The following is a 23,910-nucleotide window of genomic DNA, read 5'->3' as shown; positions in this document are numbered from 1 at the left end:
CCACGCGTCGAGCCGGGCGGCGGCGTCCAGCGCGGCGGCGTAGCGGTCGTCCGCCCCGGGGTCGCCCCCGGCCATGGCGAGCGCCGCCTCGTCCAGTGCGCCGAGCGCCGCGAGGGGTTAGCAACGCCCGCGCTGCTCCCCCCAGCGATTTCCCGCCCGGCGGGGCAGCGGCTCACAGCGCCGGGCTCCGCGACTGCTTCAGGCCTGCCACGTAGGCCGGTGCCAGTGCCCGGACCCGCTGCTCGGGCATGTCACCGGCCAGAGCCCTGACCGCCATGTCCACTCCCGGGGTGCGTCGCCCTCCGAAGAGAGACCCGAGCAGCCCGGCACCCTCGTCCGCGATGTCCCCCACATCCGGCTCCTCGCGCAACTCGGAGAAGGACGCGACTGCTTCCGTGACGGGAACCGCTGTCATCAGGCGCAGGACATCCCCGGCGTCCTTGTCGGTCAGCCGGTCCCGGTCGCCGCCCTGCGTCAGACGGTCTCTGATCTTGAACGCCTTCGCCACGAACAGAGCCACCGGCCCGGCCACGTGAACCGGCACACACCGCGTCTCTCGCGGTTCCAGGCTGGGAACGAGCATCAGGGAACGGTCCACGGAAGCGACCTCGAGGCCCGGTACGCGACGCGCGGCCATCTTGTGGTGCGGCGGCATCTCCGCACTGCGGCGTCCGGCTGTGGGTGCCTGCCGCTCGGGAACGAGCAGGTCGAGTTCGATGGGCACGGGTTTTCCCCCGACACACTCGGTACGGGCCCACAACCCCGGCTGGTGCGGGGCCATCAGCTCGAAGCCGGCTTCGCGAAGAGCTTCCTGCAGGAGCGGCTCGTCCCCCAGACGCTTCGGATCGATACTGATATCGGCGTCCGATGTGAATGACGCACCACGCAAGGGCGATTCAGATGTTCGAAGGTGAACCGCCTGTGCACCCACAATCGTCAGAGCATCGATTTGGTGTATGAGCGCGGTTACTCCGTCGAGGAGTACACGCCTGGCAATGACGGTCAGTTCACCGGGATCCACACCTTCCGGAACCTTGAACACGACACTCCTTGAATGTGTTTCAGCGGAGCGTGCATCCTATTCCGGCGAGCCGCCCGGGCGCACTTCCTCGAGGGAACCGACCCTCCACTCCGACTCGTTGCCGGCCATGTAGCTCACCACGGCCTCGCCTTCGGCAGGCATGCGACCGGGACCCGACAAGCAGTCAAGGGCGAGTTGACTCAGCGCGACGTACCGCACTCCGTCGACTGTGCGGGCACGCTGGAAGACCACCTCGTCCCGGGCTCGCAGAAGAAGAACGTCGGCGCCTTCGTCGGTCGGCAGCAGCCCTGTTTCCTGGATCATCTGCTCGGCAGCGCCGGGCGAGTCGGGCACATAGATCATCAGCTGCCCGCCCACAGCCAGCGGAGCGACGGTATGAGCGGCGTGAGTTCCGGTCACCGCAAATTCCCGGCCCGCAACGGCCACCTGATGCCGGAGCCGGTTGACGACCTGCTGCGGCCCGGAGGGGGCGATCGCACTGACATACGTATGACTCTTGAGAAGGCTGAGTTGCCCGGCGCGCAGGCGCAGAATCCCGGGCCAGTCCACCTCGGTGACGACACGGCTGTCCCTCCGCACCAGAAGCTGTTCCTCCAGCGCATCGAGAAGCCGGGAAACATAGGGGAGACTCAGACCGGAAGCCTTGGCGAGCGGATCGGCGCGATAGGGAGGGCGGACATCGGCCAGAAGCCTCACCAGGCGACCGGCTTTCGCCCCGGCCAGCTGCGGCTTCGGGGAACGGGCGGAATGCGGGCGAGGGCTCCGGACCGCCCCGTCCGTGCGCACGACGACCGCCGGCCGGTCAAGTCTCAGCCACGCGTTCCCGGTCATGTCGAGGTAACCGATGCCATGGTCCCGGAGAACCTGCTGGGCCCTGGGTGACACCCAGGGGCAGATGACCAGAAGCCGGCTGTCCGACCCCACTCGCCGCATCGCATCCCTCATCGGCAGGAGCACCTGTTCGACGTCCTTGGGAGTGATGTGGGTCTTCACCTCGGCCAGCAACCGCGCGGAGTGGCCATCTTCACCCCCCGGAGAACTCACCTCGACGAGGGCATCGAATCGCCCGCCGCGCGTCCCCGAGAACTCAGTGAGCAGTGGGGCAACCGCCCAGCCGTCCCCCAGAAGGTCACGAAGGCGCGCCAAGCCGGCTTGAAGCAACTCCCGCTCACTGTGAAGCCCGCCGGCCATTGCACCCATCCCCAACAGTTAAGTTTCGCACCATCCAGCAAACTTGCCGATGAAGGCTACTTTACACTTATAGGCAAGTCACCGCATCAAGCAAGTCGCCCCGGGGGGCGCCCTTCGCACGAGCGGTGCGGGTGTGGGGTGCGACACTCCAGCAAGCATGTGCTTGCATTTGTTAGCACGCGGGTGCACGCTGGAGGCATGGCTTCGTTCGATGTCGGCAACCTCGGCGAGTTCCTCCGGGAGCAGCGGCGGCAGGCCAAGCTGTCGCTGCGGCAGCTCGCCGACGCGGCCGGGGTCTCGAATCCGTATCTCAGCCAGATCGAGCGCGGGCTGCGCAAGCCGAGCGCGGAGATCCTGCAGCAGATCGCCAAGGGCCTGCAGATCTCCGCGGAGACGCTGTACGTGCAGGCCGGAATACTCGACGAGCGGGACCCGGAGCAGGCCGCGCACGGTGCGCGGCGGCCGGGGGTCCGGGAGGCGGTCGCCGCCGACCCCGGGCTCACCGACCCGCAGCGGCAGGCGCTGCTCCAGATCTACGAAGCCTTCCGCCGGGAGAACGACACGGAGCCGGACCGCGCCGGCCCGGAGCGAACCGACCCGGACCGAACCGGCCCGGACAGCAACTGACCTGGGAGCAGGCGAACGACATGGCTATCACCGACGACCTCCGCAAGACCCTGAGCAACTCCACTCCGCTGTACTTCGCCGCCGGCACCGTCGACCTCGCCGCGGAGAAGCTGCGCACGCTGCCGGCCACTTTCGACAAGCTGCGCGAGCAGGCCCCCGAGCGGCTGCAGGCCGTCCGCGAGGTCGAGCTGCCCCGGCTGCGCGAGCAGGCGCAGACCCTGGCACTGCAGGGCGCGGGCCTGGCGATCGAGTACGCCGTCAAGGCCCGCGAGACCTACGACGAGCTCGCCGAGCGCGGCAAGGAGGCCCTGGAGGGCAGGCGCGCGGAGAAGAACGGCGAGGACGCCCCCGAGGTGACCGTCGAGCGCGCCGGGCAGTCGGCGCCGTTCACCGAGCCGGTGACGGAGCCGGTGACGGAGCCGTTCACCGAGCCGGCCGCCGAGCCCGTGGCGGAACCGGCCGCGGAGAGCGTGAACGGCGCGCCCGCCGCGGAGAAGGCCGCCGAGGTCGACGCCGCCACGGAGACGGGCACCGCGGCCGGGACCGCGGCCGGGACCGCGGCCGGGGAAGAGGCCGGCACGGAGGCCGGGGAGACGACGGCGGGTCCGGCGGCCGGACCGGCCAAGGACCGCAAGTCCCCGACGACCCCCAAGCCGCGCAAGGCGACGTCGGCCCGCAAGACGGCGCCCAAGAGCCCCCGGAAGACGCCGCCGCAGGCGTGAGCGCGGGGCGTGATCGCATCGGTCGCGCGGGCGGGCTGACGGCCCGGCCGCGCGGCCGGTAGCGTGGAGGATGTCCGAAGACGCACGAGACGGTGGTGGGCAGCATGCTGATGTCGGGTTTCAGCTCCCTGGTGAGCCTTATCTTCCTGGGGCTGCTGGTGCTGAGCATCTTCGCCTTCGTGCATGCCGCCCTGCAGCGGGCCGACGCGTTCCCCGCGGCGGACAAGCAGACCAAGCAGTTCTGGCTGATCATCCTCGGGCTGACGGTGGCCGTGCAGCTGTTCGTGCCCTGGCTGCTGCTGGTGCTCGCGGGCACCATCGCCGCCATCGTCTACATCGTCGACGTCCGGCCGGCCATCCAGGCCATCACCGGCGGGGGCGGCGGGTTCCGCAAGGGCGGCAGCAGCAGCGACGGCCCCTACGGCCCCTGGAACGGCGGGCGATGAGCGGTATCTCACACCACTGGTAACAAAGCCTCTTCTTTCACTCGCCGTGGCCGGAATCTGCCCTTAGCATCATCGGGTACGTCCGCCGATGAACTTCCGAGGAACCCGAGTGCGCTTTCGCCTGACGCCGAGGGAGACCAGTTTCTACGAACTGTTCGCCACGTCCGCGGACAACATCCTGGGTGCCTCGAAGCTGCTGATGGAGCTGCTGGCGGCGGACGCGGCGACCCGTACGGAGATCGCCGAGCGCATGCGTGCGGCCGAGCACGCCGGTGACGACACCACGCACGCGATCTTCCACCAGCTCAACTCGTCGTTCATCACCCCGTTCGACCGCGAGGACATCTACCGGCTCGCCTCCCGGCTCGACGACATCATGGACTTCATGGACGAGGCCGTCGATCTGGTCGTGCTGTACGAGATCGACGAGCTGCCCAAGGGCGTGGAGCAGCAGATCGAGGTGCTGCACCGGGCCGCCGAGCTGACCGCCGAGGCGATGCCGCAGCTGCGCACCATGGACAACCTCACCGAGTACTGGATCGAGGTGAACCGCCTGGAGAACCAGGCGGACCGGGTGCACCGCAAGCTGCTGGCGCATCTGTTCAACGGCGCCTACGACGCCATCGAGGTGCTCAAGCTCAAGCAGATCGTGGACGTGCTGGAGGAGGCGGCCGACGCCTTCGAGCACGTGGCGAACACGGTGGAGACCATCGTGGTCAAGGAGTCCTGACAGCGGTGGACACCTGGACGCTCGTCGTCGTCGTCGCGGCGGCGCTGTTCTTCACCTGCACGAACGGCTTCCGGGACGCGTCGATCACGGTGGCGACCTCGGTGTCGACCCGCTCACTGACGCCCGGGATCGCGCTGCTGATGGCGGCCCTGATGAACTTCGCCGGCGCCTTCCTCGGCACCGGGATCGCCCGGACGGTCGGCGAACGCCTGGTGGACCCGCCCGACGGCCTGCCCGGTCTGCTGATCCTGCTGGCCGCCCTGGCGGGCGCGATGGCCTGGCATGTGATCACCTGGTACGTCCGGCTGCCCGCCGCGTCCACCCACGCGCTGCTCGGCGCGCTGGCCGGGGCCGTGGTGGCGGGGGCCGGCGTCGTGCACTGGGACGCCCTGCTGACGCTGGTCGTGCTGCCGCTGCTGGCCGCCCCGGTGGCGGCTCTGCTGCTGGCCTACCTCACGATGGTGGGTCTGCTGTGGGCGTTCCGGCGGGCCAACCCGCACCGGGCGCAGCGCGGGTTCCGTATCGCGCAGACGGTCTCGGCGGCGGGTCTGTCGCTGGGGCACGGCCTGCAGGACGCGCAGAAGACGATGGGCGTCGTGGTGCTGGCGCTGGTGGTGGCGGGCACCGAGGAGCAGGGGGCGTCCGTCCCGCTGTGGGTGCGGATCGCCTGCGCCACGGCGCTGGCGGCGGGCACCTGGGCGGGGGGCGGGCGCCTGGTGCGGACGCTGGGCCGCCGCGTCATCCAGCTCGACCCGCCGCGCGGGCACTGCGCGGAGACGGCCGCCTCGGCCGTCCTGTACACCTCGTCGTACCTGTTCCAGGCGCCGGTCTCCACCACACATGTGATCACTTCGGCGAACATGGGCGTGGTCGCGACCCGGCGGCTGAGCGCGGTCCGCTGGGCGGTCGCGAGGAGCTACGTCATGAGCTGGCTCGTCACTCTCCCGGCTGCGGCGGCCGTGGCCGCGGTCTTCTCCTGGCTGCTGCGCGCGGTCTTCGTCTGATCCTCCGGCGGCCCGCCGCCCCGCGCCCAGGCAACGCCCTTCCGACGCTGTGGCCTGCGCGTTTCCCTGTCCCGGTGACCACCGCCGGCGCCCTTCCCCGTCTCGCGACACGCCCGTCGAACGCACCTGGAAATACCCCCGTGGGTATTCCTGTTATGGTGGTCAACAGATACCCCAGGGGGTACCCCATCGGAAGGAGAAAACGGTGTTCTTCGTCGACACGATCGAGGTGGCCGGACTGGGCAACCGGAGCTACCTGGCAGGCGGACAGTCGGTGGCCGTGGCCGTGGACCCGCCCCGCGACGTCGACCAGGTGATCGCGGCAGCCGCACGGCGCGGCGTACGGATCGGCCTGGTGGTCGAGACCCACCTGCACAACGACTACGTCACCGGCGGCCTGGAGCTCGCCCGGCTGACCGGCGCCCGCTACCTGGTGCCGGCCTCCGCCCGCGTCTCCTTCGAGCGGGTCCCGGTGTCGGACGGGGACGTGGTCCCCCTGGAGGGCGACCTCACCCTGCGCGCCGTGGCCACCCCGGGACACACTCCCCACCACACCGCCTACGTCCTGCAGGAGGACAACCGGGGCGTTGCCGCGTTCACCGGCGGATCACTGCTGATCGGCACCGTGGGCCGCCCCGACCTGGTGGAGCCGCGGCTCACCGAGCACCTCGCCCGCGCACAGCACGCCTCCGCCCACCGGCTCGCCGAGCTGCTGGCCGACGAGGTCGAGGTGCTGCCCACGCACGGCTTCGGCAGCTTCTGCTCCTCGTCCCAGGCGGAGGGCAGCGCCACCACCATCGGCAAGGAGCGCGAGACCAACGCCGCGTTCACCCAGGACGTGGACGCCTTCGTGGCCGGGCTGCTGGCCGGACTGGACGACATTCCCGCCTACTACGCGCACATGGGCCCCGCCAACGCGGAGGGCCCGGCTCCGGTGGACCTCACGCCGCCGCGCCTCGCGGACGCCGCGGAGATCGCCGACCGGCTGGCCGGCGGGGAGTGGGTCGTGGACCTGCGCAACCGGGTGGCGTTCGCCGAGGGCCATGTCGCGGGCACGGTCAACTTCGAGGCCGACGGGCAGCTCGCGACCTACCTGGCCTGGCTGATCCCGTGGGGCAAGCCGGTCACGCTGCTGGCCGAGTCCCCCGAGCAGCTCGCCGCCGCGCAGCGCGAACTGGTGAGGGTCGGCATCGACCGGCCGGCCGCCGCGGCGACCGGCGACCCGGAGACCTGGGTGACCGAGGGCGAGAAGCTCGCCTCCTTCCCGCGGGCCGTGTTCGCCGACCTGGCCGCGGCCAGGGAGCGCGGCGAGCAGGTCGTGGTGCTGGACGTGCGGCGCGGCTCGGAGCGGGCCGGCGCCCGCATCGAGGGCTCGGTGCACATCCCCGTCCACCAGCTGCGCACCCGCCTCGGTGAGATACCGGCCGGGCAGGTGTGGGTGCACTGCGCCGGCGGCATGCGGGCCGGCATCGCTGCCTCACTGCTGGACTCCACCGGCCGCAGTGTCGTCGCCATCGACGACGGCTTCGACGCCGCCGCCGAGGCCGGCCTCCCCGTGGTCACCGGCGGCTGATCCCGGCGGCCGACAGCCCCCGTCCGCCCTGTCCTGGTTTCGCGCCGTGGGCGGACGGGCCCCTGGCCCGGGCACGGAACGCCGTTCCCCTCGAGCGTTCCGCGCCCGGGCCTGTCATGTTCCCGGTCGGGAACAACCCCGGAGCCAGTAACCGGATCCCGCAAGCGAGAAGACCGGAGGAGAACACCGTGCTGACGTTCCTGCGCCGCCGCCGGAGCCGGGTCGCCCCGGCCGAGGCCGCCCGCCGCACCGAGGCGGGCGAGGCGGTACTGCTGGATGTGCGCGAGGCCCACGAGTGGCGTGCCGGGCACGCGCCCGCGGCCGTCCATCTGCCGCTGTCCCGGCTGAGCACCGGAGCCGCGCTGCCGAAGAAGGCCCAGGGCCGCCCGGTGGTGGCGGTGTGCCGGTCCGGCGCCCGGTCCCGGCAGGCCGCCCGGCTGCTGGCCGGGCGCGGCGTGGCGGTGACGGACGTGGCCGGCGGGATGTCGGCCTGGTCCAGGGCCGGCCTGCCGGTCGTGGACGGCCGCGGCCGTCCGGGCACCGTCGTCTGACCCCTTCCGGCTGCGCACCGACCGCACCCTCGCCCGCACGCACGTCCGNACGCACGCGGATGGCGTGCGGGCGGACGTGCGCCGGACGGACGGCTGCTCAGGCCAGGGAGAGGAAGAGCTTCTCCAGGCGGGCACGGGTGCGGTCGCGGTCGACGGCCGTCTCGGCGGAGCCGTCGCCCTCCTGCAGGTCGGCCAGGCAGTTCTGCAGGCCGGTGGCGATGATGGCGAACCCCGCGCGGTCCAGCGCCCGGGAGGCGGCGGCGAGCTGCGTGACGACCTCCTCGCAGTCCCTGCCCTCCTCGATCATCTTGATCACACCGGCGATCTGGCCCTGCGCCCGGCGCAGCCGGTTGACGACCGTCTTCAGCTCCTCGGCTGCCATCTCCAGTTGCATGCCTACCTGCCTCTCATACCCCCGCCGGTATCATACCCGCGGGTCCCGAAACCCCTGCCCGACATGAGAAGAGGCTTCCCTCACATGCCCACGCCTTCCGCACTCGCCCCCGATCAGGCAAGCAGCCGGCTCGACGAGCTCACCGTCATCGACGTGCGCACCCCCGCCGAGTATTCCGCCGGGCACCTGCCCGGTGCCCACAACATCCCGCTGGACCAGCTCCAGCAGGCGCTGCCCGCCCTGAAGGAAGCCGCAGGGCGGGGAGACCTGCTGGTGGTCTGCGCCTCCGGCAGCCGTTCGGCGACGGCCTGCGCGCTTCTCGCCGAGCACCATATCCCCGCCACCACGCTCACCGGCGGGACGATCGCCTGGCAGACGCAGGGCAACGAGGTCGAGCGCCCGGCCGCTGCCCGCACCGGATGGGCCATGGAGCGCCAGGTCCGCCTGACCGCCGGGCTGCTGGTCCTGACCGGGGTCGTCGCCGGGCTGTTCTTCACCCCCGCCCTGCTGCTGGCCGGCGGGGTGGCGGCCGGTCTGGTCTTCTCCGCCGTGACGAACACCTGCGGAATGGCCGTGCTGCTGGGCAGGCTTCCGCACAACCGGCGGCCCTCCGGCGACCTGAACGCCACCCTCGCCGCCCTGCGCGGATAGGTGCCCGCGGCACCGCCGGGAGGGCCGGGGCCCCCCGCGAGAACCGCCGCCCGGCAGCGCCGGGCGGCGGTCCGCGTTCACGGCGGCTCCGGGGATCAGCCGAAACGGCCGGAGATGTAGTCCTCGGTGGCCTGCACCGAGGGGTTGGAGAAGATCTTCTCCGTGTCGTCGATCTCGATGAGCTTGCCCGGCTCGCCGATGGCCGACAGGTTGAAGAAGGCCGTGCGGTCCGAGACCCGGGCGGCCTGCTGCATGTTGTGCGTCACGATGACGATGGTGAACCGCGACTTGAGCTGGTCGATCAGGTCCTCGATGGCCAGCGTGGAGATCGGGTCCAGCGCCGAGCAGGGCTCGTCCATCAGCAGCACGTCCGGTTCCACCGCGGTGGCGCGGGCGATGCACAGCCGCTGCTGCTGGCCGCCGGAGAGACCGGAGCCCGGCTTGTCCAGGCGGTTCTTCACCTCGTTCCAGAGGTTCGCGCCGCGCAGGTTCTTCTCCACGATGTCGTCCAGCTCGGACCTGCTGTACGAGCCGTTGAGCTTCAGCCCGGCCGCGACGTTGTCGTAGATCGACATGGTCGGGAACGGGTTGGGCCGCTGGAAGACCATGCCGATGGTCCGGCGCACCGACACCGGGTCCACCCCGGGGGCGTACAGGTCCTCGTCGTCCAGCATCACCTTGCCCTCGACCCGGCCGCCCGGGGTGACCTCGTGCATCCGGTTGATGGTGCGCAGGAAGGTGGACTTGCCGCACCCGGAGGGCCCGATGAAGGCGGTGACCGAGCGGGGCTCGACCGTCATCGTGATGTCGTCGATGGCCTTGTGGGCCCCGTAGTAGGCGTTCAGGCCGGTGATGTCGATGCGCTTGGCCATGGCTGGTTCTCGCTTATCTCTTCGATGGCCGTCAGCGGCCGGTCTTGGGTGCCTTCCAGCGGGCGATGCCGCGGGCCAGCAGGTTGAGGAGCATGACGAAGACGATCAGTACCAGGGCGGCGGCCCAGGCCCGGTCGTAGGCCGACTCGGTGCCGAACGCCCACTGCTCGTACACGAACAGCGGCAGCGAGGACTGCGCGCCCTCGAACGGGTTGGCGTTGATCATATTGCTGCCGAAGACCAGCAGGATGAGCGGCGCGGTCTCGCCCGCGATCCGGGCCAGCGCCAGCATCACGCCGGTGGTGATCCCGCCGATGGCGGTCGGCAGCACCACTTTCAGGATGGTGCGCCACTTGGGGATCCCGAGCGCCAGGGACGCCTCCCGCAGCTCGTTGGGGACGAGCTTGAGCATCTCCTCGGTGGAACGGACCACGATCGGCATCATCAGGATGGACAGCGCCATGGCGCCGGCGAAGCCGGAGTAGCCGAAGCCCAGCATCATGATCCACATGCTGAGGATGAACAGGCCCGCCACGATCGAGGGGATACCGGTCATCACGTCGACGAAGAAGGTGATGGCCTTGGCCAGCCGCCCGCGCCCGTACTCCACCAGGTAGACGGCCGTCAGCAGACCGATCGGGATGCTGATCGCGGAGGCGATCAGCACCTGCTGCACGGTGCCCAGGATGGAGTGGTAGATACCGCCGCCGTCCTGCCAGCTGAGCACGCCGTTCATGGAGTGCGTCAGGAAGTACCAGCTCACCCCGGGGATGCCGCGGGCGATGGTCTCCCACAGCAGCGAGGCCAGCGGCAGCACGGCGACGACGAAGGAGCTCCACACCAAGCTGCCGGCGAGCCGGTCCACGGCCTGCCGCCGGCCCTCCACCGCGCTGGTGAGCGCGAACGTGCCGGCCACGAAGATGATCACCGCCAGCAGGCCCCACTGGACGCGGCTCTCCAGCCCGGCGACCAGGCCGATCAGGGCGCCCAGGGCCACGGAGACCGTGATGATGGCGAGCGGGGCCCAGCGCGGCAGCCGCGGCTGGCGCAGCGTGGCGGGGCGGGTCACGGCCGGGGAGCCCCCGGACTTCCGGGAGCGCTTGCCCTGCGGCCCGGTGCTCCCGGCCCGCTGAGCGTCACGAAGGGTGGTCTTGTTCATGCGTTGGCCCCCGAGTACTCCTTGCGGCGGGCGATGATCAGCCGGGCCGCGCCGTTGACCAGCAGGGTCAGGACGAACAGCACCAGCCCGGAGGCGATGAGCGCGTCCCGGCCCATGGCGCCGGCCTCCTTGAACTGGCTCGCGATGTTCTGCGCGAAGGTCCCGCCGCCGGACTCCAGCAGGCTGATCTGGATGAGGAACGCCGGGGACAGCACGGTGGCCACGGCCATGGTCTCGCCCAGCGCGCGGCCCAGGCCGAGCATCGACGCGCTGATCACCCCGGACCGCCCGAACGGCAGCACGGTCATCCGCACCACCTCCCAGCGGGTCGCGCCCAGCGCCAGCGCGGCCTCCTCGTGGGCCTTGGGGGTCTGCTTGAAGACCTCCCGGGTGACGCTGGTGATGATCGGCAGGATCATGATCGCCAGCAGGATGCCGACGGTCATCAGCGAGCGGGCCGGGGTGCCGTCGTAGGCGAAGACCCCGGTCCAGCCGAACGTCATGTCCAGCCACTCGTAGAGTCCGGTCAGCCGCGGCACCAGGAAGAGCGCGCCCCACAGGCCGTAGATGATGCTGGGCACGGCCGCCAGCAGGTCGATGACGTAGCCGAGCGGCCCGGCCAGCTGGCGCGGCGCGTAGTGCGAGATGAACAGCGCGATGCCCACCGCCACCGGCACCGCCAGGATCATCGCGATCACCGAGCTGACGACCGTGCCGAAGAGCAGGACCGCGATGCCGAAGTAGGGCGGCGTGGCGTTGGCGTTCCACTCGAAGGTGGTGAGGAAGTTCCCCTCGTTCGCGCGGATGGCCACGACTGCCCGGATGGTGAGGAAGACCGCGATCGCGGCCATGATCACCAGCAGGACGATGCCGGAGCCCTTGGAGAGGCCGCTGAAGATCCGGTCGCCGGGGCGGACGGCCTTCTTGGCCGGCGTGGCCGCCGGGCCGCTGGACGGCGGTGGCTGGACGGACTGTGACGCGGACATTCCCTGTGATCTTTCGGTGCGGGGCCGGGGGCCGTGGGGGCGGCGAGGCTCGTGAGGCCTCAGGAGAGCGCGGCGACGCGCTCGCGGACCTGCTCGATGATGTTCTCGGAGATCGGCGCGTAGTGGATCTCCTTGAGGGTCTCCTGTCCGTCCTCGCTGGAGGTGTAGGTGAGGAAGGCCTTGGTGAGATCCAGCGTCCCCGGGGCGTTGCCCCGGTCGCACACGATCTCGTAGGCGACCAGGACGAGCGGGTAGGCGCCCTCGGCCGTGGTGGCGTAGTCCAGCTCCAGGGCCAGGTCGTTGCCGGTGCCGATCACCTCACCGGAGGCGATCGCGGTGGAGGCGTTCTCCACGGTGGCCACCACCGGCTCGGAGGCCCCGGTGTCCAGCGTCACCGCGCTGATGCCGTTCTCGTAGGCGTAGGACAGCTCGAAGTAGCTGATCGCCCCGGCGTTCTGCTGGACCATGCCGACCAGGCCGGAGGAGCCGTCGGCGGCCTGGCCGCCCTTGCCGCGCCAGTTCTTGTCCGGCTCGTAGCGCCACACGTCGGGCGCCGCGGCGTGCAGGTAGGACGTGAAGTTGTCGGTGGTGCCCGAGCCGTCGGACCGGTGGAACGGGGTGATCCTCATGTCCGGAAGATCGGCATCCGGGTTGAGTTCCTGGACGGCCGGGTCGTCCCACCGGGTGATCTGCGAGTCGAAGATCTTCGCCAGGGTGTCCGCGTCGAGCACCAGGTCGTCGATGCCGGGCAGGTTGTAGCCGATGGCGATCGGCCCGGCGACCATCGGCAGGTGGATGGCCCGGCCGCCGTCGCGGCACACCCGCTCGGACTCGGCGATCTCGGCTTCGCCCAGCAGCGAGTCGGAGCCTCCGAAGGCCGTGGTGCCCTGCAGGAACTCCTGGATGCCCGCGCCGGAGCCGGTGGCCTTGTAGTTGATGTGGCTGTTGTCGCAGTTGGCCTGGTAGGCGTTCACCCAGACCTCCATGGCGTTGGCCTGGGCCGTGGAGCCGGAGGCCAGCAGGGAACCCTCCGGGCCGCACTCGACGTTTTCATTGGTGTAGTCGATCGCCCCGGGCAGCCCTGTGTTGTCGTCGGTACCGCAGGCAGTGAGGACCAGGGCGCCGAGAACGGCGGCCGCGCCGACAGGCAGTGCGCGGGGCCGGATCGCGCGCGAAAGCTTCACTGTCGTTCAGTTCCTTCCCGTAAGGCGGGGCTCGCCACGGAGACATGCTTACGAAATGAACGTAGGCAGAACAGGTGAAGTGGCCGACGGTCGTAAGTGAACAGAAGATGAACCGCTCGGGTCGGGCCGGTGACCCGCCCTGGAACGATAGCCCTGGGCACCCGCCCTCCCACGCTGTGCAGTCATTCCGGGCGGCCGCCGGACGGAAACCTGTCCGGGCGGGAACCCCCCGGACCGCCCCCGCGACACACCGGTGCCTCCGGCGGCAGAATGACCACCTGCGCACCCTGCCGCACCGCACCGGGCATTCGGTACGCTATACCCTTGAGGGGTATATATCCGCTGGGAAGAACCTCCGGGAACCACTGTCCGTGGGAGGACGCCATGACCACTGTCGAGGAAAGCACCGTCGTGCAGCACCCGCAGGGCGCCCCGGGCCCCCACGGGTACAGCAAGGACAAGGATTCCCACCTCAAGCGGCTGCGCCGCATCGAGGGGCAGATCAGGGGCCTGCAGCGGATGGTCGAGGAGGACGTCTACTGCATCGACATACTGACGCAGGTCTCCGCCTCCACCAAGGCCCTGCAGTCCTTCGCCCTGCGACTGCTGGAGGAGCACCTGCGGCACTGCGTCGCCCACGCCGCCGAGGAGGGCGGTCCGGAGATCGACGCCAAGGTCCAGGAGGCCACCGCGGCCATCGCCCGCCTGCTGCGCACCTGACCGCGCCGCCGGCGTGGCGGCTGCGGCGGACCGGCTGCGGACCGGGGGGCGGGGATTCAGCCCACGGACGCGCCGATCGTGCCCGCGTAGATGTCCCCCGGCTCCGGCAGCGCCACCCGCACCGGCGTCCCGAAGCCGTACACCGTGACCGTGGAGACCACGTCGATGCCGTCCGGGAATCCGGCGGAGCTGCTGGCGAACCGGAAGCGGTGACGGACCTTGCGCAGCAGCCCGTTCCCGTCCACATACGCCTCGAACGGCACCGCGGTGTCCATGAAACCGCCGATGGCGGCCGCGAGCTGCTCCCCCGCCCGGCCCTGCGCCGCCTCGGCGGCCACGGCGATGTCGGTGACCCCCTGGTAGCGCCACAGGATCTCGCCGTCCACCTCCTTCGTCCCCAGCTCCGCGGCCTGCTGCACGCCCCGCAGCAGCTCGGCGGCGGCCATCGGATGAGTGGCCCCGCCGGTGACCAGGTTGCCGTCCGACAGCTCGGCGGTCTCCAGCCGGACCCACTTGTCGGCCGGCACCCCCGCGCCCCGGTTCTTCATGTACAGCGCGCCGTCCACGAACAGCTCGGTGACGGGCTCCTCCTGGTTGGGCAGGCTCACCAGCAGCTCGCCGACGCCCCGCGTGTAGTCGAAGCCGCCCTCGCCGTGAAGGGTGATCCGCGTGCCCCCCGACGCCATCCGCATGGCGGTACGGGCCTGGGAGCTGCCGGTCCCCGCGAGCACGTCCGCCGCCTGCCGCAGCACCTCCTGCGGCTCCGCCCGCGTCACCGCGCCGCCCCCGCTGTCGGCGGCGGCGCCCTGCTCCGAGCAGCCGCTGACCGCGAGAAGTGCCAGGAGCAGGCCCGCGCACCCCGCAGCCACCACGGCGTTCCGTCCCGTCCGCCCGTGCTGCCGCACCACCATGGCCCGCGACCCCCAACAGCCGTCGTTCAAAGTCGTACCGTTTAACGAGGTCCCGGGGCGACCGTCACGGGCGCGGCGCGCCTGTGCCTCGATACGGTGGTGGCGTGCACTACCGGAGGAAAGAACATCCGCCCCCGCCGGCCCAGCGGGAACAGCACCCCACCCACCACATCACTCTTTCCGAGCGCGGCCCCTTCCTCGCCCCCCGCTGCTCCTGCGGCTGGTCGGGGCCCGCCCGGCGGTCCCGGCCGCTGGCCCGCGACGAGGCCGCCGCGCACGTCGCGGCCGAGTCCGAGGCCGCCTGACCCCGCACCGCGCACACGCCACGGGCCCGCCCCCGGTGGATCACCGGGGGCGGGCCCGCGTGTTTCGTCCTCTCCGTACCGCCCTCGTTCGCGCGGCGGCCGGTCAGGGCAATACAGCTAGGCGGCGTAGTCCCGCGCCTTCGCCCGCGCCCGGTGCCGGCCGGTGCCGGGCGGCACCGGACCGGCCGGCGGCTCGTCCGCCCGCTCCTCCTGCCCGTGGCCGCGGGAGCTGCCCGGCCCGTCCCCGGACGGTCCGGGCCCCGCGGGCTCCTCCCGCGGGCACACCAGCCAGCCCAGCCCGCGGGTCCGCGAGCAGACCCGGGCGAGCGGAGTGAGCACCGCCAGGGCGGCCGGGGAGAGCAGCAGCACCACGGCCGTTCCCAGTGCGTAGCCGCCGATCACGTCCGTGGGGTAGTGCAGGCCCATCAGGACCCGCGCGAAGCCCTGGCCCAGTGCCAGCACCAGCGCGATCGCGCCGATCCGGCGGTGGACCAGGAAGAGCGCGACGGCCAGCACCATGGCCCCCGTCGCGTGGTCGCTGACGAAGGAGTAACCGGTCTTGCCGTCGAGCATCACGTGCAGGTCGTGATCGAGGAACGGTCTGGGCCGGGCGACGAACTCCCGGATCGGACTGTTGGCCAGGTAGGCCAGGACAGCGGCCAGCGGCGCCCAGGCCACTGCGGCGACGGCCTGCGGGGCATCGGGTCTGCGGCGCACCGACCACCAGGCGAGAACCACCAGGAGGCCGAGCAGCAGGGGGAAGCCGAATTCACCCATCAGGCGCACGCCGCCGTACGACCAGTCGGGCAGGGAGTCGGCGATCCGGTTGATCCGCCGAAGGACGTCGACGTCGGGGTTGTCCATTCCAGCCATGTGCCGTGCGGCCCCTTCATCGTTGTGGGGGAATGTGGGGGAGGGACAGGCGTCCTGCCGAGGGGGCGGCAGAGGGTGGAACGCGCTGCACAACAGGAAACTGCATGCATACCCTCCGGCGTTCCGACATCCACCCAAAGATCACCACAGTGTTATCGAAGAGAGACGCATCGTCGCACTTCAACCGCGCAGCTTTGGGGGGAGGTTCACCTAGTGTGCAGGATCGTCTCAGGAAGCGGACGGCCGGGTCGCCCCGAAGTAGTCCGGGGAGTCGATCGGGTCGAACCGGATCACCGCACCCGTGTACGGCGCGTTGATCATGTAACCGCCCCCGACGTACAGCCCCACGTGATGGATCGCCCGGGAGTCCGTCAGATCCGTGGAGAAGAACACCAGATCACCCGGCAGCAGCTCGTCCCGCTCCGGATGCGGACCCGCGTGCCACTGGTCGTTGGCCACCCGCGGCAGCTCGATGCCGACTGCCTCGTAGGCGGCCTTGGTCAGACCCGAACAGTCGAACCGCCCGTCGTCCTCCGGCGTCCCGTCCCCGCCCCACAGGTACGGCGTCCCCAGGTGCTCCTGCGCGAAGTGCACGGCCCCGGCCGCCAGTTCGGACGGCGGCAGCCGCTCCTCCGTCACCGGCGCCGCGAAGCTCTCCTCCGCCGCCCGGATGACCCGCACGTAGTTCTGCGTCTCCTGGTAGGGGGGTATCCCGGAGTACTGGATGACGGCATAGGGCCCCGCGTTGTACGCGGCGAGCATGTTGTCCACGGGATCACCCGGCACATGCCGGACGTACTCGGCGAGAGAACAGTTGTAGGAGGCTGCCGACGGGATCGCGTCCTCCGGGTCCCAGACATCTGCCTTGCCGTCACCATTGGCGTCAAGCCCATGCGTGGCCCACGTGCCGGGGATGAACTGGGCTATGCCCTGAGCGTTGGCCCCGCTCGACACATCCGGGCGCCAGCCGCTCTCCTGGTTGAGCTGTGCCGCCAGTCGCGCCGGGGTGAGTTCGGGGCAGAGATTCCCCCACTGCTGCACCAGGTCGGCGTACTCGGCGGGTACCGCGTTGCGCTGGAGTTGCCCTCCGGCCCTGCTGCCCCCTCCGAGCAGACCGGCCGCTGCGCTGTAGACCCCGATCACGAGCAGCGCCATGAAGCACAGCACGGCCCCGAAGCCGAGACCAACCGCCAACGCGATCTTCCGCATGTGCTGTCCATCCCCCCTCGCGGGCCGTCGGTGCCTCAGGGCACCGTAAAACCGTCACAGGCAATGCTCTCGTACTGCTCCGACGACTGGACATGAAAATAGACAACCGTCCAGGCTCCGGGGTCCTCCGTCAGCGGAAGCGCGTCCGGAAAGTCATCCGGGTATGTCGCATACGCCCACTCCTCGGGAGTGCCGTCGAAGAGGTCCTCCGGCTCCGAGAGGAAGACGGCACCGAGATGTGACGACCCTCCCCCCTCGCTGGGCGGCCGGACCGCCATGGCCACGTAGTAGGGAGACGAGAGCTGTCCGGAGTCGTAGCTGAGCCGCCACCCGATCCTTGCCGTTCCCTCCGACACCTCATCGGCCGAGACGCTCCACTGGAAGTGCTCGTTCCGCTGTTCCGGCGGCAGGTTGCAGAAGCCGGTGGACGGTGACCAGAACTCCCGCACCACCAGACCGGGGTCGAGTCGGGGAGGCGTCCCTGTTCCGGTCCCGCTGTCCCCGTCCCCCGGCCTTCCCTCATCGCTTCCCTCCCCGGGGGTCTCCCGGCCGGCATCCTGTCCCTGCTCCTCGCCGCCTCCGGACACGCCCTCCGTACCCCTGTCCGGAGCTTCCGCCCGGTCGGTCTCCCCCGTCTCCGGGACCCGCGCTTCACCCTGCGATGCCTCTTCACCTCCTGGGTCGCTCCCGGGAAGGACCCAGAGAGCGACGCCGACGAGGACGGCAGCCGCAGCAACGCCTGCCGCGACAGCACCTGTCCGGCTCCGCGAGCGCCACGGCCCCGCATCCAACTGCGTGGGCGTCGGCACCGGCTGCGGCGCCGCTTCGCCCGCCCCACCGTGCCCGGGCGGAACCAGGCCGGCGGCCGTGGCCGTGGCCAGATCGGAGGGGGCCCGGTCGCCGCCGGACGCCAGCACCCGGTAGGCCGGGGTGTCGGCCAGCGCGGTGGTCACACCGCACCGCTCGATCACCGACCGGAGGCCGGGCCGCCGTTCCGGGTCCCGCGCCACGCAGTCCCGGATCAGCCCGGCCAGCCACGGCTCGACACCGGCCACATCGATCTCGCCGTGCACCACCCGGTAGCTGACGGCCGCCCACTCGCCGCTGCCGTAGGGAGGCCTGCCGGTCACCGTCCTCGCCATGGTGGCGCCGAGCGCGAAGACGTCCGCTGCGGGCCCCGCCTCCCCGCCGGTGAGGAGTTCCGGCGCGGTGTACCCGGGAGTTCCGGGCGCCTGCCCGGTGCGGGTGAGGGCCGTGTGCCCGTCGGCCCGTGCGATGCCGAAGTCGATCAGACGAGGGCCGGTGGGGGCGAGGATGATGTTGTGCAGCTTCAGGTCACGGTGCACCACCCCGTACCGGTGCACGTCCGCCAGCGCCTCGGCGAGCGCCGCGAACAGCCCCGCCGCCGCCCCGGCCGCCATCGGCGGCGCCCCCTTCACGGCACGCAGCAGTGTCGGTCCCGGCACGTACTCGGTGGCCAGCCAGTGCGGCGGAGCGTCCAGCGAGGCGTCCACGAGGTTCGCCGTCCACGCGCTGCGCACGGCCCGCACGGTGGCCACCTCGCGGCGGAAGCGGGCCATGGCCTCGGGATGTTCGGCGATGTCCTCGCGGATCACCTTCACCGCGACCAGCCGCCCGCCCGGGGAACGGCCGAGATACACCCGTCCCATACCGCCCGCCCCCAGCCGGGCCAGGAGCGTGAACGGCCCGATCCGGGCCGGATCCACCGACCGCAGCGCATCCATGCCCCGACCATCCCACACGGCCGGGACCGGGCGGCAGGGGTCAGTGCACCGGCCCGTCGCTCAGGGGCCCGCCACCGCTCAAGGAGGCGACTGCGGCACGCCGAGTTCCGCCCACAGGGCCTTCCCGCCTCCCGGCGTGCTGTGCTGCCCCCAGTCCTCCGCGATCACGGCGACGATGAGCAGCCCTCGGCCGCATTCGGGAAGTCCGGGTGGTGGCGAGGGATTGACCGGTGCCCGCCCCTCCCCCTCGTCCCACACCGTCAGCCGCAGACGACCCCGTCCCGCGTACCAGGCCACCCGGTAGGCCAGCGGCCCCTTGCCGTGCCGCACGGCATTGGTCGCCAGCTCACTGGTCAACAGCGCTGCCGCATCGGCCAGATACGGCAGTCCGTACTCCCGCACGGCGTGCACGGCCGTCCGCCTGCACAGCCGGGGCGCGTGCGCGTCCGACTGAAGATGCAGACTGACCTCCCAGTCCTCCGGGCAGTACACGGGCTGAGTCATCATCACGTTCACTGTTTCTTCCTCCCACATGCGTGGCTGAGTCCGGTCAATGTCCGGCTCCCCCGCCTCTCCGGACACCTGCGATGGGCTTCGGACCGAAGACGGCGACAAGTCGGACGTCATGAGGAACTTGCTGCTTCCACCCCCCGTTCGACACGAAGGGTGATTGACTGGATGCCGAGCGTAGGAGGCGCAGTGGCCTAGTTGCTACCCACGTCGTGACCTAGCGACTCCGTACACCAGTTCAGTGAGGAAGGAAGGTTCCGTGCCCCCGAGAAGCGCCCCCACCGGGCGTCAGCGCCGACTGGGTTCCGAGCTGCGGAAACTCCGCGAAAATGCCGGCCTGTCGACCGTCGAGGCAGCTCGTCGGCTGAACGTGGGCCAGTCGCGTATCAGCGCCATTGAAGCCGGGCGCTACGGGGTGAGCGGGGAGCGCGTGCGGACCTTCGCACGCGCCTACGGCTGCGACGATCTCGCCCTCGTCGACGCTCTCGCCGACATGACCAAGGGGAGACGGCGCCACTGGTGGGACGAGTACCGCGACATCCTTCCCGCCGGGCTTCTGGACCTGGCAGAACTTGAACACCACGCCCACGCGATCCGCACCGCGCAGGTATCCCACCTCCCCGGCCTCCTGCAGACCGTGGACTACGCACGGGCGGTCTTCCGGCAGAACGTCCCTGAGCTGTCTCTCTCGATGCTTGAACATCGCACCTCTCACCGCATCAAGAGACAGCACGTCATCCTGGAGACCGGCACTTCTTACACCGCCACGGTCCACGAGGCGGCACTGCACATGCGGTTCGGGGGACTGGAGACCACGCGGCGGCAACTGGTCCACATGGCGGAGACAAGCGAACGGCCCAACATCACGCTCAGGATCATTCCGTTCAGCACAGACGACTGCCCGGGCTCAGGCCAGTCGGTGCTCTACGCCGAGGGTCCAGTTCCGTCTCTGGACACTGTCCAGCTGGACAGCGAACATGGATCTGAACTACTGCACTCATCCATCCAGTTGAGCAACTACCGAACCTTCTTGAGGCGCTTCGAGGAAGCAGGACTTGCTTCTGCGAGCGCCAGAGACATCATCCACCGCGTTCTCAAGACCATGTGATGGAGGCCCCTGTGTCCACGCTCCCCGAGTCTGCCGACTGGCAGAAGTCCTCGTACAGCAGTCAGGGCAACAACTGTGTCGAACTCTCTGCCGACGGCAGCGGGCGGGTCCTTCTCCGAGAATCAGAGGCCCCCGGCACCGTACTCGCCTCCGGCCCGGAACGGCTCCGTGCTCTGCTCACCCTCGCGTCGAACGTCAACCTCTAAGCAAAGGCACTGCTGGTCCACCACGCTGGAAGGCAGAGCCCGTGAACTTCCTCCTTCTTCCCTGGCAGAAGTCCTCATACAGCAGCGAAGGTAGCGCCTGCCTGGAGGTGGCATGGACGGCTGGCGGCCTTCTGCTGGTCCGGGAATCGGACGAACCGAAGACCGTGCTCTCCACAGCTCCAGAACGGCTCCGCGCCCTGCTCACCCTCGCATCGAACGCTCGCGTGTGAGCTCGGCTGCTGTACGGCAACCGCACGGGATGGAGATCGACATGTCAGTCGGCGCGCTCACCTGGCAGAAGTCTTCCTACAGCGTTGATGCTTCCGCCTGCCTGGAACTGGCCTCCGTGCCGGATGGCCCGGTGCTCCTGCGGGAGTCCGAGTCCCCGGCGCTGGTGCTCGTGACCTCGCAGGATCGGTTGCGCGGGCTGCTCGCGCTGGCCTCGGCGGGGCCTCGCCTGGCCTGAATCCGCCCTCGTTGCCGTCTACTTCGGTCAGTTCGTCGTGGCACAATCCGAAGGAGTACAGCGCGAGAGGCGGTGAGCCCGGATGTTCCTGGCAGCGGAAGAACGCGATATCACTACCATCATCGGTGGAATCGCACCGGACTGGGGGCCCTTCGCCACCCTGGGCAACGAGGCCCGGACAATGGTCCAGGTGATCATGGCACTGGCCATCATCATCTGTCTGGCGATCGCCATCTGGGGAGCAGCCAAGCAGCGCATCGGCGCCACTGCCATGCGTGACACGTTCAGCGCCGAGCAAGGCAAGGGCCTGATCGTCGCAGGGCTGACCGGCGTGTTCATCATCGGCTCACTCGGCACCCTGTTCACCATCGTCTACGGCATGGCGGTCTGAGAGGTCAGTGGACGGCCAGCCGCAACAACCGATCGTCCCCGGCTCCCGGGCTGCCCGGCCCACCGGTGTTGCCGGTCAGAACCCAAAGGCCACCGTCGTTGGTGGGGACCACCTGTCGCAGGCTCCCGAACTCCTCCGCGAGGAAGAGTTCGGGTTCTGCCAAGGGCTCCGCACCATCCATGGGCACCCGCCAGAGGCCCTCTCCTCGCAGAGCCGTCACCCACAGAGAACCGTCCGTGTAAGCCAGTCCTCCGGGTGAGTTCTGGGCGGCGTCCCACATGACCACGGGGTCGATGGACCGAAAGGCCGCAGTCGGCCATCCGTAGTCGCCCCCGGAATCGAGCAGGTTGAGTTCGCCCGACGATTCGGTGCCGGTCTCGGCGGCCCACAGACGCCCGGTCGTATCCCAGGCCAAGCCCACCACGTTCCGGTGCCCAAGCGAGTACACGGGGGATGCAGACGCCAGGTTGCCCTCATCGGGGGTGCGACCGTTCGGTTCCAGGCGGAGAACCTTTCCTGCCAGAGATTCGGGGTCCTGGGCGGCGTTCGGCTCACCCGCATCGCCGGAACCGATGTAGAGCATGCCGTCAGGCCCGAATCCGATGGCGCCGCCGTTGTTGACCAGCCCTCTGGGAATGCCCGTGAGGACGTGGTCGGCGGCACTCAGTTGGTTGCCTTCGGGTCTGGCTTCCTGATAGACGAAGCGGGAAACCCCGTTGTCGGAGGCGGTGGTGTAGTAGGCGTAGATGTAGCCGGAGTCCACGGCCAGGCCCAGCAGGCCTCCCTCACCCCCGGATTCGACGCCGGGGACCGTGCCGACCTCGGTGAGGGTGCCGGTGGTGTGGTCGACGCGGTGGATGGTGCCGGTGTCGCGGGAGCCGACCAGGAGGTCGCCGTCGGGCAGCCGGGCCAGGCCCCAGGGGGAGTTCAGGTTCTCGGCGACGATCTCCTCGACCTTGACGCTGCCCTCGGCGGGGGGCGGCTCGGGGTCGGGGACGGTGTGGGTGGGGTCCGGTTCGGGCGTGCCTCCGTCTCCGGGGCCGCCGTCGCCGGTGGGGCCGGGGCCGGGGATGTCGCCGTTGCCCTGGTCCGGTGGGGGCGGGGGCTGGTCGCCGGCCCGGTCCGCTGCCGGGCCCCAGGCGCAGGATGCCAGCACGGCGGCCAGCAGGGTCGCCGCCGCCGTCCGGTGGATACGTGTGCGGCCTGCCGCCATCGCCCGTCTCCCCACGTTCTTCAACTGCCCTGTCGCGGGCCCCTCGCCGCTGCGGGCGGCTCAGGGCCAGCGTGTCACACCTTGTGCCCGGCGGCGATCAAGTGGCAAGCGGCGCCCGGCCGGTGGGGGTCGAGGAGGGGCAGCGGGGTGCTCCGGCAGTCGTCCGCGACGCCGGCCTCCTCGGCCGCGCCGCTCGCCAGGGCGGGGCAGCGCGGGTGGAAGCGGCAGCCGCCGGGAACGGTGGTGGCGTCCGGTGGCTCACCCGTCAGGACCTGGGAGCGGCCGACCGGGCTGTCGGGCAGCACGGAGACCAGCGCCCGGGTGTAGGGGTGCCGCGGCGCGGTCAGCACCTCGTCGACCGTGCCGTACTCCACGATCCGGCCCAGGTACATCACCGCGATGCGGTCGGCGATGTTCCAGGCCAGGCCGAGGTCGTGGGTGACGACGACGGCGGCCAGGCCCAGTTCGTCGCGCAGCCGGAGCAGCAGGGCGAGGATCTCGCCGCGCACCGACGCGTCGAGGGAGGCGACCGGCTCGTCCGCGATGATCACCTTGGGGTCCAGGACGAGTGCCCCGGCGATGACGACGCGCTGCCGCTGCCCGCCGGAGAGTTCGTGCGGGTAGGCCAGGAAGAACTTCTCGGCGGGCCGCAGCCCGGCGCGGGACAGGGCGTCGGCCACCCGCTCGCGCTCGTCGCGGTGCATGCCGTGGATGCGCAGGCCCTCGGCCACCGCGTCGTAGACGGTGTGGCGGGGGTTGAGCGCGCCGCTGGGGTCCTGGAGCACCAGCTGGGCCTCGCGGCGGTACGCCTTGAGGTCCCTGCCCCGGTACGACAGCGGCTTGCCCTGGAAGAAGACCTGGCCCGCGGTGGGCTTCTCCAGGCCGAGCAGGGTGCGGGCGACGGTGGTCTTGCCGCAGCCGGACTCCCCCGCCAGGGCGAGGATCTCGCCGGGGGCGAGGTCGAGGTGCACGCCATCCACCGCGCGGGCGGTGCGGCCGCCGGGGGCGGGGAAGCGGACCACGAGATCGCGGGCGCCGATGATGGACTCGCTCGTCCCGCCCGTCTCGCCGGCCCCGCCCATCGCGCCGGCCCCGCCCGTCTCACTCATCTCGCTCGTCCG

Annotated in this window: 29 protein-coding genes; 15 read left to right on the top strand and 14 right to left on the bottom strand. The window is 70.6% G+C overall.

Going from position 1 to position 23,910, the window contains the following annotated elements; genetic code table 11:
* Positions 1-172 precede the first annotated feature (172 nt).
* Positions 173-724: a hypothetical protein gene (locus tag ABD299_RS22710; protein WP_344265887.1), complete on the bottom strand. Its 552-nt coding sequence runs from the start codon at positions 722-724 to the stop codon at positions 173-175.
* 354 nt (positions 725-1,078) lie between these two features.
* The gene (locus tag ABD299_RS22705) at positions 1,079-2,233 is read right to left on the bottom strand and encodes a helix-turn-helix domain-containing protein (RefSeq protein WP_344265884.1); all 1,155 of its coding nucleotides are present in this window, start codon (positions 2,231-2,233) and stop codon (positions 1,079-1,081) included.
* 198 nt (positions 2,234-2,431) lie between these two features.
* On the opposite strand from ABD299_RS22705, the gene ABD299_RS22700 reads away from it, so the two are divergent.
* From ABD299_RS22700 to ABD299_RS22670, 7 genes are all read left to right on the top strand, one after another.
* On the top strand, positions 2,432-2,860 hold the full coding sequence (locus tag ABD299_RS22700) for a helix-turn-helix domain-containing protein (RefSeq protein WP_344265881.1): 429 nt from the start codon (positions 2,432-2,434) through the stop codon (positions 2,858-2,860).
* Positions 2,861-2,880: 20 nt separating this feature from the next.
* Positions 2,881-3,582 (top strand): hypothetical protein, encoded by a 702-nt coding sequence (locus tag ABD299_RS22695; protein WP_344265878.1) that lies wholly within the window; start codon positions 2,881-2,883, stop codon positions 3,580-3,582.
* A 104-nt stretch (positions 3,583-3,686) separates the two neighbouring features.
* Positions 3,687-4,028 (top strand): DUF2516 family protein, encoded by a 342-nt coding sequence (locus ABD299_RS22690; RefSeq protein ID WP_344265961.1) that lies wholly within the window; start codon positions 3,687-3,689, stop codon positions 4,026-4,028.
* Positions 4,029-4,137: 109 nt separating this feature from the next.
* Positions 4,138-4,758 (top strand): DUF47 domain-containing protein, encoded by a 621-nt coding sequence (locus ABD299_RS22685; protein ID WP_344265875.1) that lies wholly within the window; start codon positions 4,138-4,140, stop codon positions 4,756-4,758.
* 5 nt (positions 4,759-4,763) lie between these two features.
* Positions 4,764-5,762 (top strand): inorganic phosphate transporter, encoded by a 999-nt coding sequence (locus ABD299_RS22680; RefSeq protein ID WP_344265872.1) that lies wholly within the window; start codon positions 4,764-4,766, stop codon positions 5,760-5,762.
* Between the two features lie 205 nt (positions 5,763-5,967).
* Positions 5,968-7,335, top strand: coding sequence for an MBL fold metallo-hydrolase (locus ABD299_RS22675; RefSeq protein WP_344265869.1), 1,368 nt, complete (start codon positions 5,968-5,970; stop codon positions 7,333-7,335).
* Between the two features lie 191 nt (positions 7,336-7,526).
* Positions 7,527-7,886: a rhodanese-like domain-containing protein gene (locus ABD299_RS22670; protein ID WP_425581402.1), complete on the top strand. Its 360-nt coding sequence runs from the start codon at positions 7,527-7,529 to the stop codon at positions 7,884-7,886.
* A 97-nt stretch (positions 7,887-7,983) separates the two neighbouring features.
* Here ABD299_RS22670 and ABD299_RS22665 read toward each other — a convergent pair whose 3' ends face one another.
* Entirely contained in the window at positions 7,984-8,280 is a 297-nt protein-coding gene (locus ABD299_RS22665) for a metal-sensitive transcriptional regulator (RefSeq protein WP_344265863.1), read from the bottom strand.
* A gap of 84 nt (positions 8,281-8,364) precedes the next feature.
* Here ABD299_RS22665 and ABD299_RS22660 point away from each other — a divergent pair, with 84 nt between their 5' ends.
* Positions 8,365-8,931: a rhodanese-like domain-containing protein gene (locus tag ABD299_RS22660; RefSeq protein ID WP_344265860.1), complete on the top strand. Its 567-nt coding sequence runs from the start codon at positions 8,365-8,367 to the stop codon at positions 8,929-8,931.
* Between the two features lie 95 nt (positions 8,932-9,026).
* Here ABD299_RS22660 and pstB read toward each other — a convergent pair whose 3' ends face one another.
* Genes pstB through pstS form a run of 4 tightly spaced genes read right to left on the bottom strand, consistent with a single transcriptional unit; the run spans position 9,027 to position 13,132 of the window.
* Positions 9,027-9,803, bottom strand: a complete 777-nt coding sequence (pstB, locus tag ABD299_RS22655; protein ID WP_344265857.1) for a phosphate ABC transporter ATP-binding protein PstB — start codon at positions 9,801-9,803, stop codon at positions 9,027-9,029.
* Positions 9,804-9,834: 31 nt separating this feature from the next.
* A complete protein-coding gene (pstA, locus tag ABD299_RS22650) occupies positions 9,835-10,962 on the bottom strand; it encodes a phosphate ABC transporter permease PstA (RefSeq protein ID WP_344265854.1) in 1,128 nt (375 codons plus the stop codon).
* A complete protein-coding gene (pstC, locus tag ABD299_RS22645) occupies positions 10,959-11,948 on the bottom strand; it encodes a phosphate ABC transporter permease subunit PstC (RefSeq protein WP_344265851.1) in 990 nt (329 codons plus the stop codon). The genes pstA and pstC overlap by 4 nt, the downstream gene beginning before the upstream one ends.
* 59 nt (positions 11,949-12,007) lie before the next feature.
* Positions 12,008-13,132 carry a phosphate ABC transporter substrate-binding protein PstS gene (pstS, locus tag ABD299_RS22640; protein WP_344265848.1) on the bottom strand — a complete coding sequence of 375 codons (1,125 nt, stop codon included), beginning with the start codon at positions 13,130-13,132 and terminating at the stop codon, positions 12,008-12,010.
* Between the two features lie 384 nt (positions 13,133-13,516).
* Here pstS and ABD299_RS22635 point away from each other — a divergent pair, with 384 nt between their 5' ends.
* Positions 13,517-13,852 carry a metal-sensitive transcriptional regulator gene (locus ABD299_RS22635; protein WP_344265845.1) on the top strand — a complete coding sequence of 112 codons (336 nt, stop codon included), beginning with the start codon at positions 13,517-13,519 and terminating at the stop codon, positions 13,850-13,852.
* A 56-nt stretch (positions 13,853-13,908) separates the two neighbouring features.
* Here ABD299_RS22635 and ABD299_RS22630 read toward each other — a convergent pair whose 3' ends face one another.
* Positions 13,909-14,763: an SCO4651 family lipoprotein gene (locus tag ABD299_RS22630; protein WP_486388916.1), complete on the bottom strand. Its 855-nt coding sequence runs from the start codon at positions 14,761-14,763 to the stop codon at positions 13,909-13,911.
* 104 nt (positions 14,764-14,867) lie between these two features.
* On the opposite strand from ABD299_RS22630, the gene ABD299_RS22625 reads away from it, so the two are divergent.
* Complete coding sequence (locus ABD299_RS22625) at positions 14,868-15,068, top strand: hypothetical protein (RefSeq protein ID WP_344265974.1); 201 nt, start codon at positions 14,868-14,870, stop codon at positions 15,066-15,068.
* A 117-nt stretch (positions 15,069-15,185) separates the two neighbouring features.
* Here ABD299_RS22625 and ABD299_RS22620 read toward each other — a convergent pair whose 3' ends face one another.
* The 4 genes from ABD299_RS22620 to ABD299_RS22605 all read right to left on the bottom strand — a co-directional run bounded on the left by ABD299_RS22620 (position 15,186) and on the right by ABD299_RS22605 (position 19,402).
* Entirely contained in the window at positions 15,186-15,941 is a 756-nt protein-coding gene (locus ABD299_RS22620; RefSeq protein WP_344265839.1) for a phosphatase PAP2 family protein, read from the bottom strand.
* A 228-nt stretch (positions 15,942-16,169) separates the two neighbouring features.
* The gene (locus ABD299_RS22615; RefSeq protein ID WP_344265836.1) at positions 16,170-17,150 is read right to left on the bottom strand and encodes a C40 family peptidase; all 981 of its coding nucleotides are present in this window, start codon (positions 17,148-17,150) and stop codon (positions 16,170-16,172) included.
* Positions 17,151-17,185: 35 nt separating this feature from the next.
* Entirely contained in the window at positions 17,186-18,895 is a 1,710-nt protein-coding gene (locus ABD299_RS22610; protein ID WP_344265833.1) for a serine/threonine protein kinase, read from the bottom strand.
* A 78-nt stretch (positions 18,896-18,973) separates the two neighbouring features.
* The gene (locus tag ABD299_RS22605; protein ID WP_344265830.1) at positions 18,974-19,402 is read right to left on the bottom strand and encodes an ATP-binding protein; all 429 of its coding nucleotides are present in this window, start codon (positions 19,400-19,402) and stop codon (positions 18,974-18,976) included.
* Positions 19,403-19,664: 262 nt separating this feature from the next.
* On the opposite strand from ABD299_RS22605, the gene ABD299_RS22600 reads away from it, so the two are divergent.
* The 5 genes from ABD299_RS22600 (at position 19,665) to ABD299_RS22580 (ending at position 21,576) form a co-directional block, all read left to right on the top strand.
* Positions 19,665-20,513 carry a helix-turn-helix domain-containing protein gene (locus ABD299_RS22600; protein ID WP_344265827.1) on the top strand — a complete coding sequence of 283 codons (849 nt, stop codon included), beginning with the start codon at positions 19,665-19,667 and terminating at the stop codon, positions 20,511-20,513.
* Positions 20,514-20,524: 11 nt separating this feature from the next.
* Positions 20,525-20,719, top strand: coding sequence for a DUF397 domain-containing protein (locus ABD299_RS22595; protein WP_344265824.1), 195 nt, complete (start codon positions 20,525-20,527; stop codon positions 20,717-20,719).
* 41 nt (positions 20,720-20,760) lie between these two features.
* Positions 20,761-20,949, top strand: a complete 189-nt coding sequence (locus ABD299_RS22590; protein ID WP_344265822.1) for a DUF397 domain-containing protein — start codon at positions 20,761-20,763, stop codon at positions 20,947-20,949.
* A gap of 41 nt (positions 20,950-20,990) precedes the next feature.
* The gene (locus ABD299_RS22585) at positions 20,991-21,185 is read left to right on the top strand and encodes a DUF397 domain-containing protein (RefSeq protein WP_344265819.1); all 195 of its coding nucleotides are present in this window, start codon (positions 20,991-20,993) and stop codon (positions 21,183-21,185) included.
* Positions 21,186-21,267: 82 nt separating this feature from the next.
* On the top strand, positions 21,268-21,576 hold the full coding sequence (locus ABD299_RS22580; protein WP_344265817.1) for a hypothetical protein: 309 nt from the start codon (positions 21,268-21,270) through the stop codon (positions 21,574-21,576).
* 4 nt (positions 21,577-21,580) lie between these two features.
* Here the strand turns inward: ABD299_RS22580 and ABD299_RS22575 are convergent, their stop codons facing one another.
* Positions 21,581-22,789 carry a PQQ-dependent sugar dehydrogenase gene (locus ABD299_RS22575; protein ID WP_344265814.1) on the bottom strand — a complete coding sequence of 403 codons (1,209 nt, stop codon included), beginning with the start codon at positions 22,787-22,789 and terminating at the stop codon, positions 21,581-21,583.
* A 74-nt stretch (positions 22,790-22,863) separates the two neighbouring features.
* On the bottom strand, positions 22,864-23,871 hold the full coding sequence (locus ABD299_RS22570; RefSeq protein ID WP_344265958.1) for an ABC transporter ATP-binding protein: 1,008 nt from the start codon (positions 23,869-23,871) through the stop codon (positions 22,864-22,866).
* Between the last annotated feature and the right edge of the window lie 39 nt (positions 23,872-23,910).

The sequence above is a fragment of the Streptomyces sodiiphilus genome (assembly GCF_039529215.1).
Lineage (GTDB): Bacteria > Actinomycetota > Actinomycetes > Streptomycetales > Streptomycetaceae > Streptomyces > Streptomyces sodiiphilus.
Note: the sequence above shows the minus strand (reverse complement) of the source record. Positions and strands in the feature narration are given on the sequence as shown.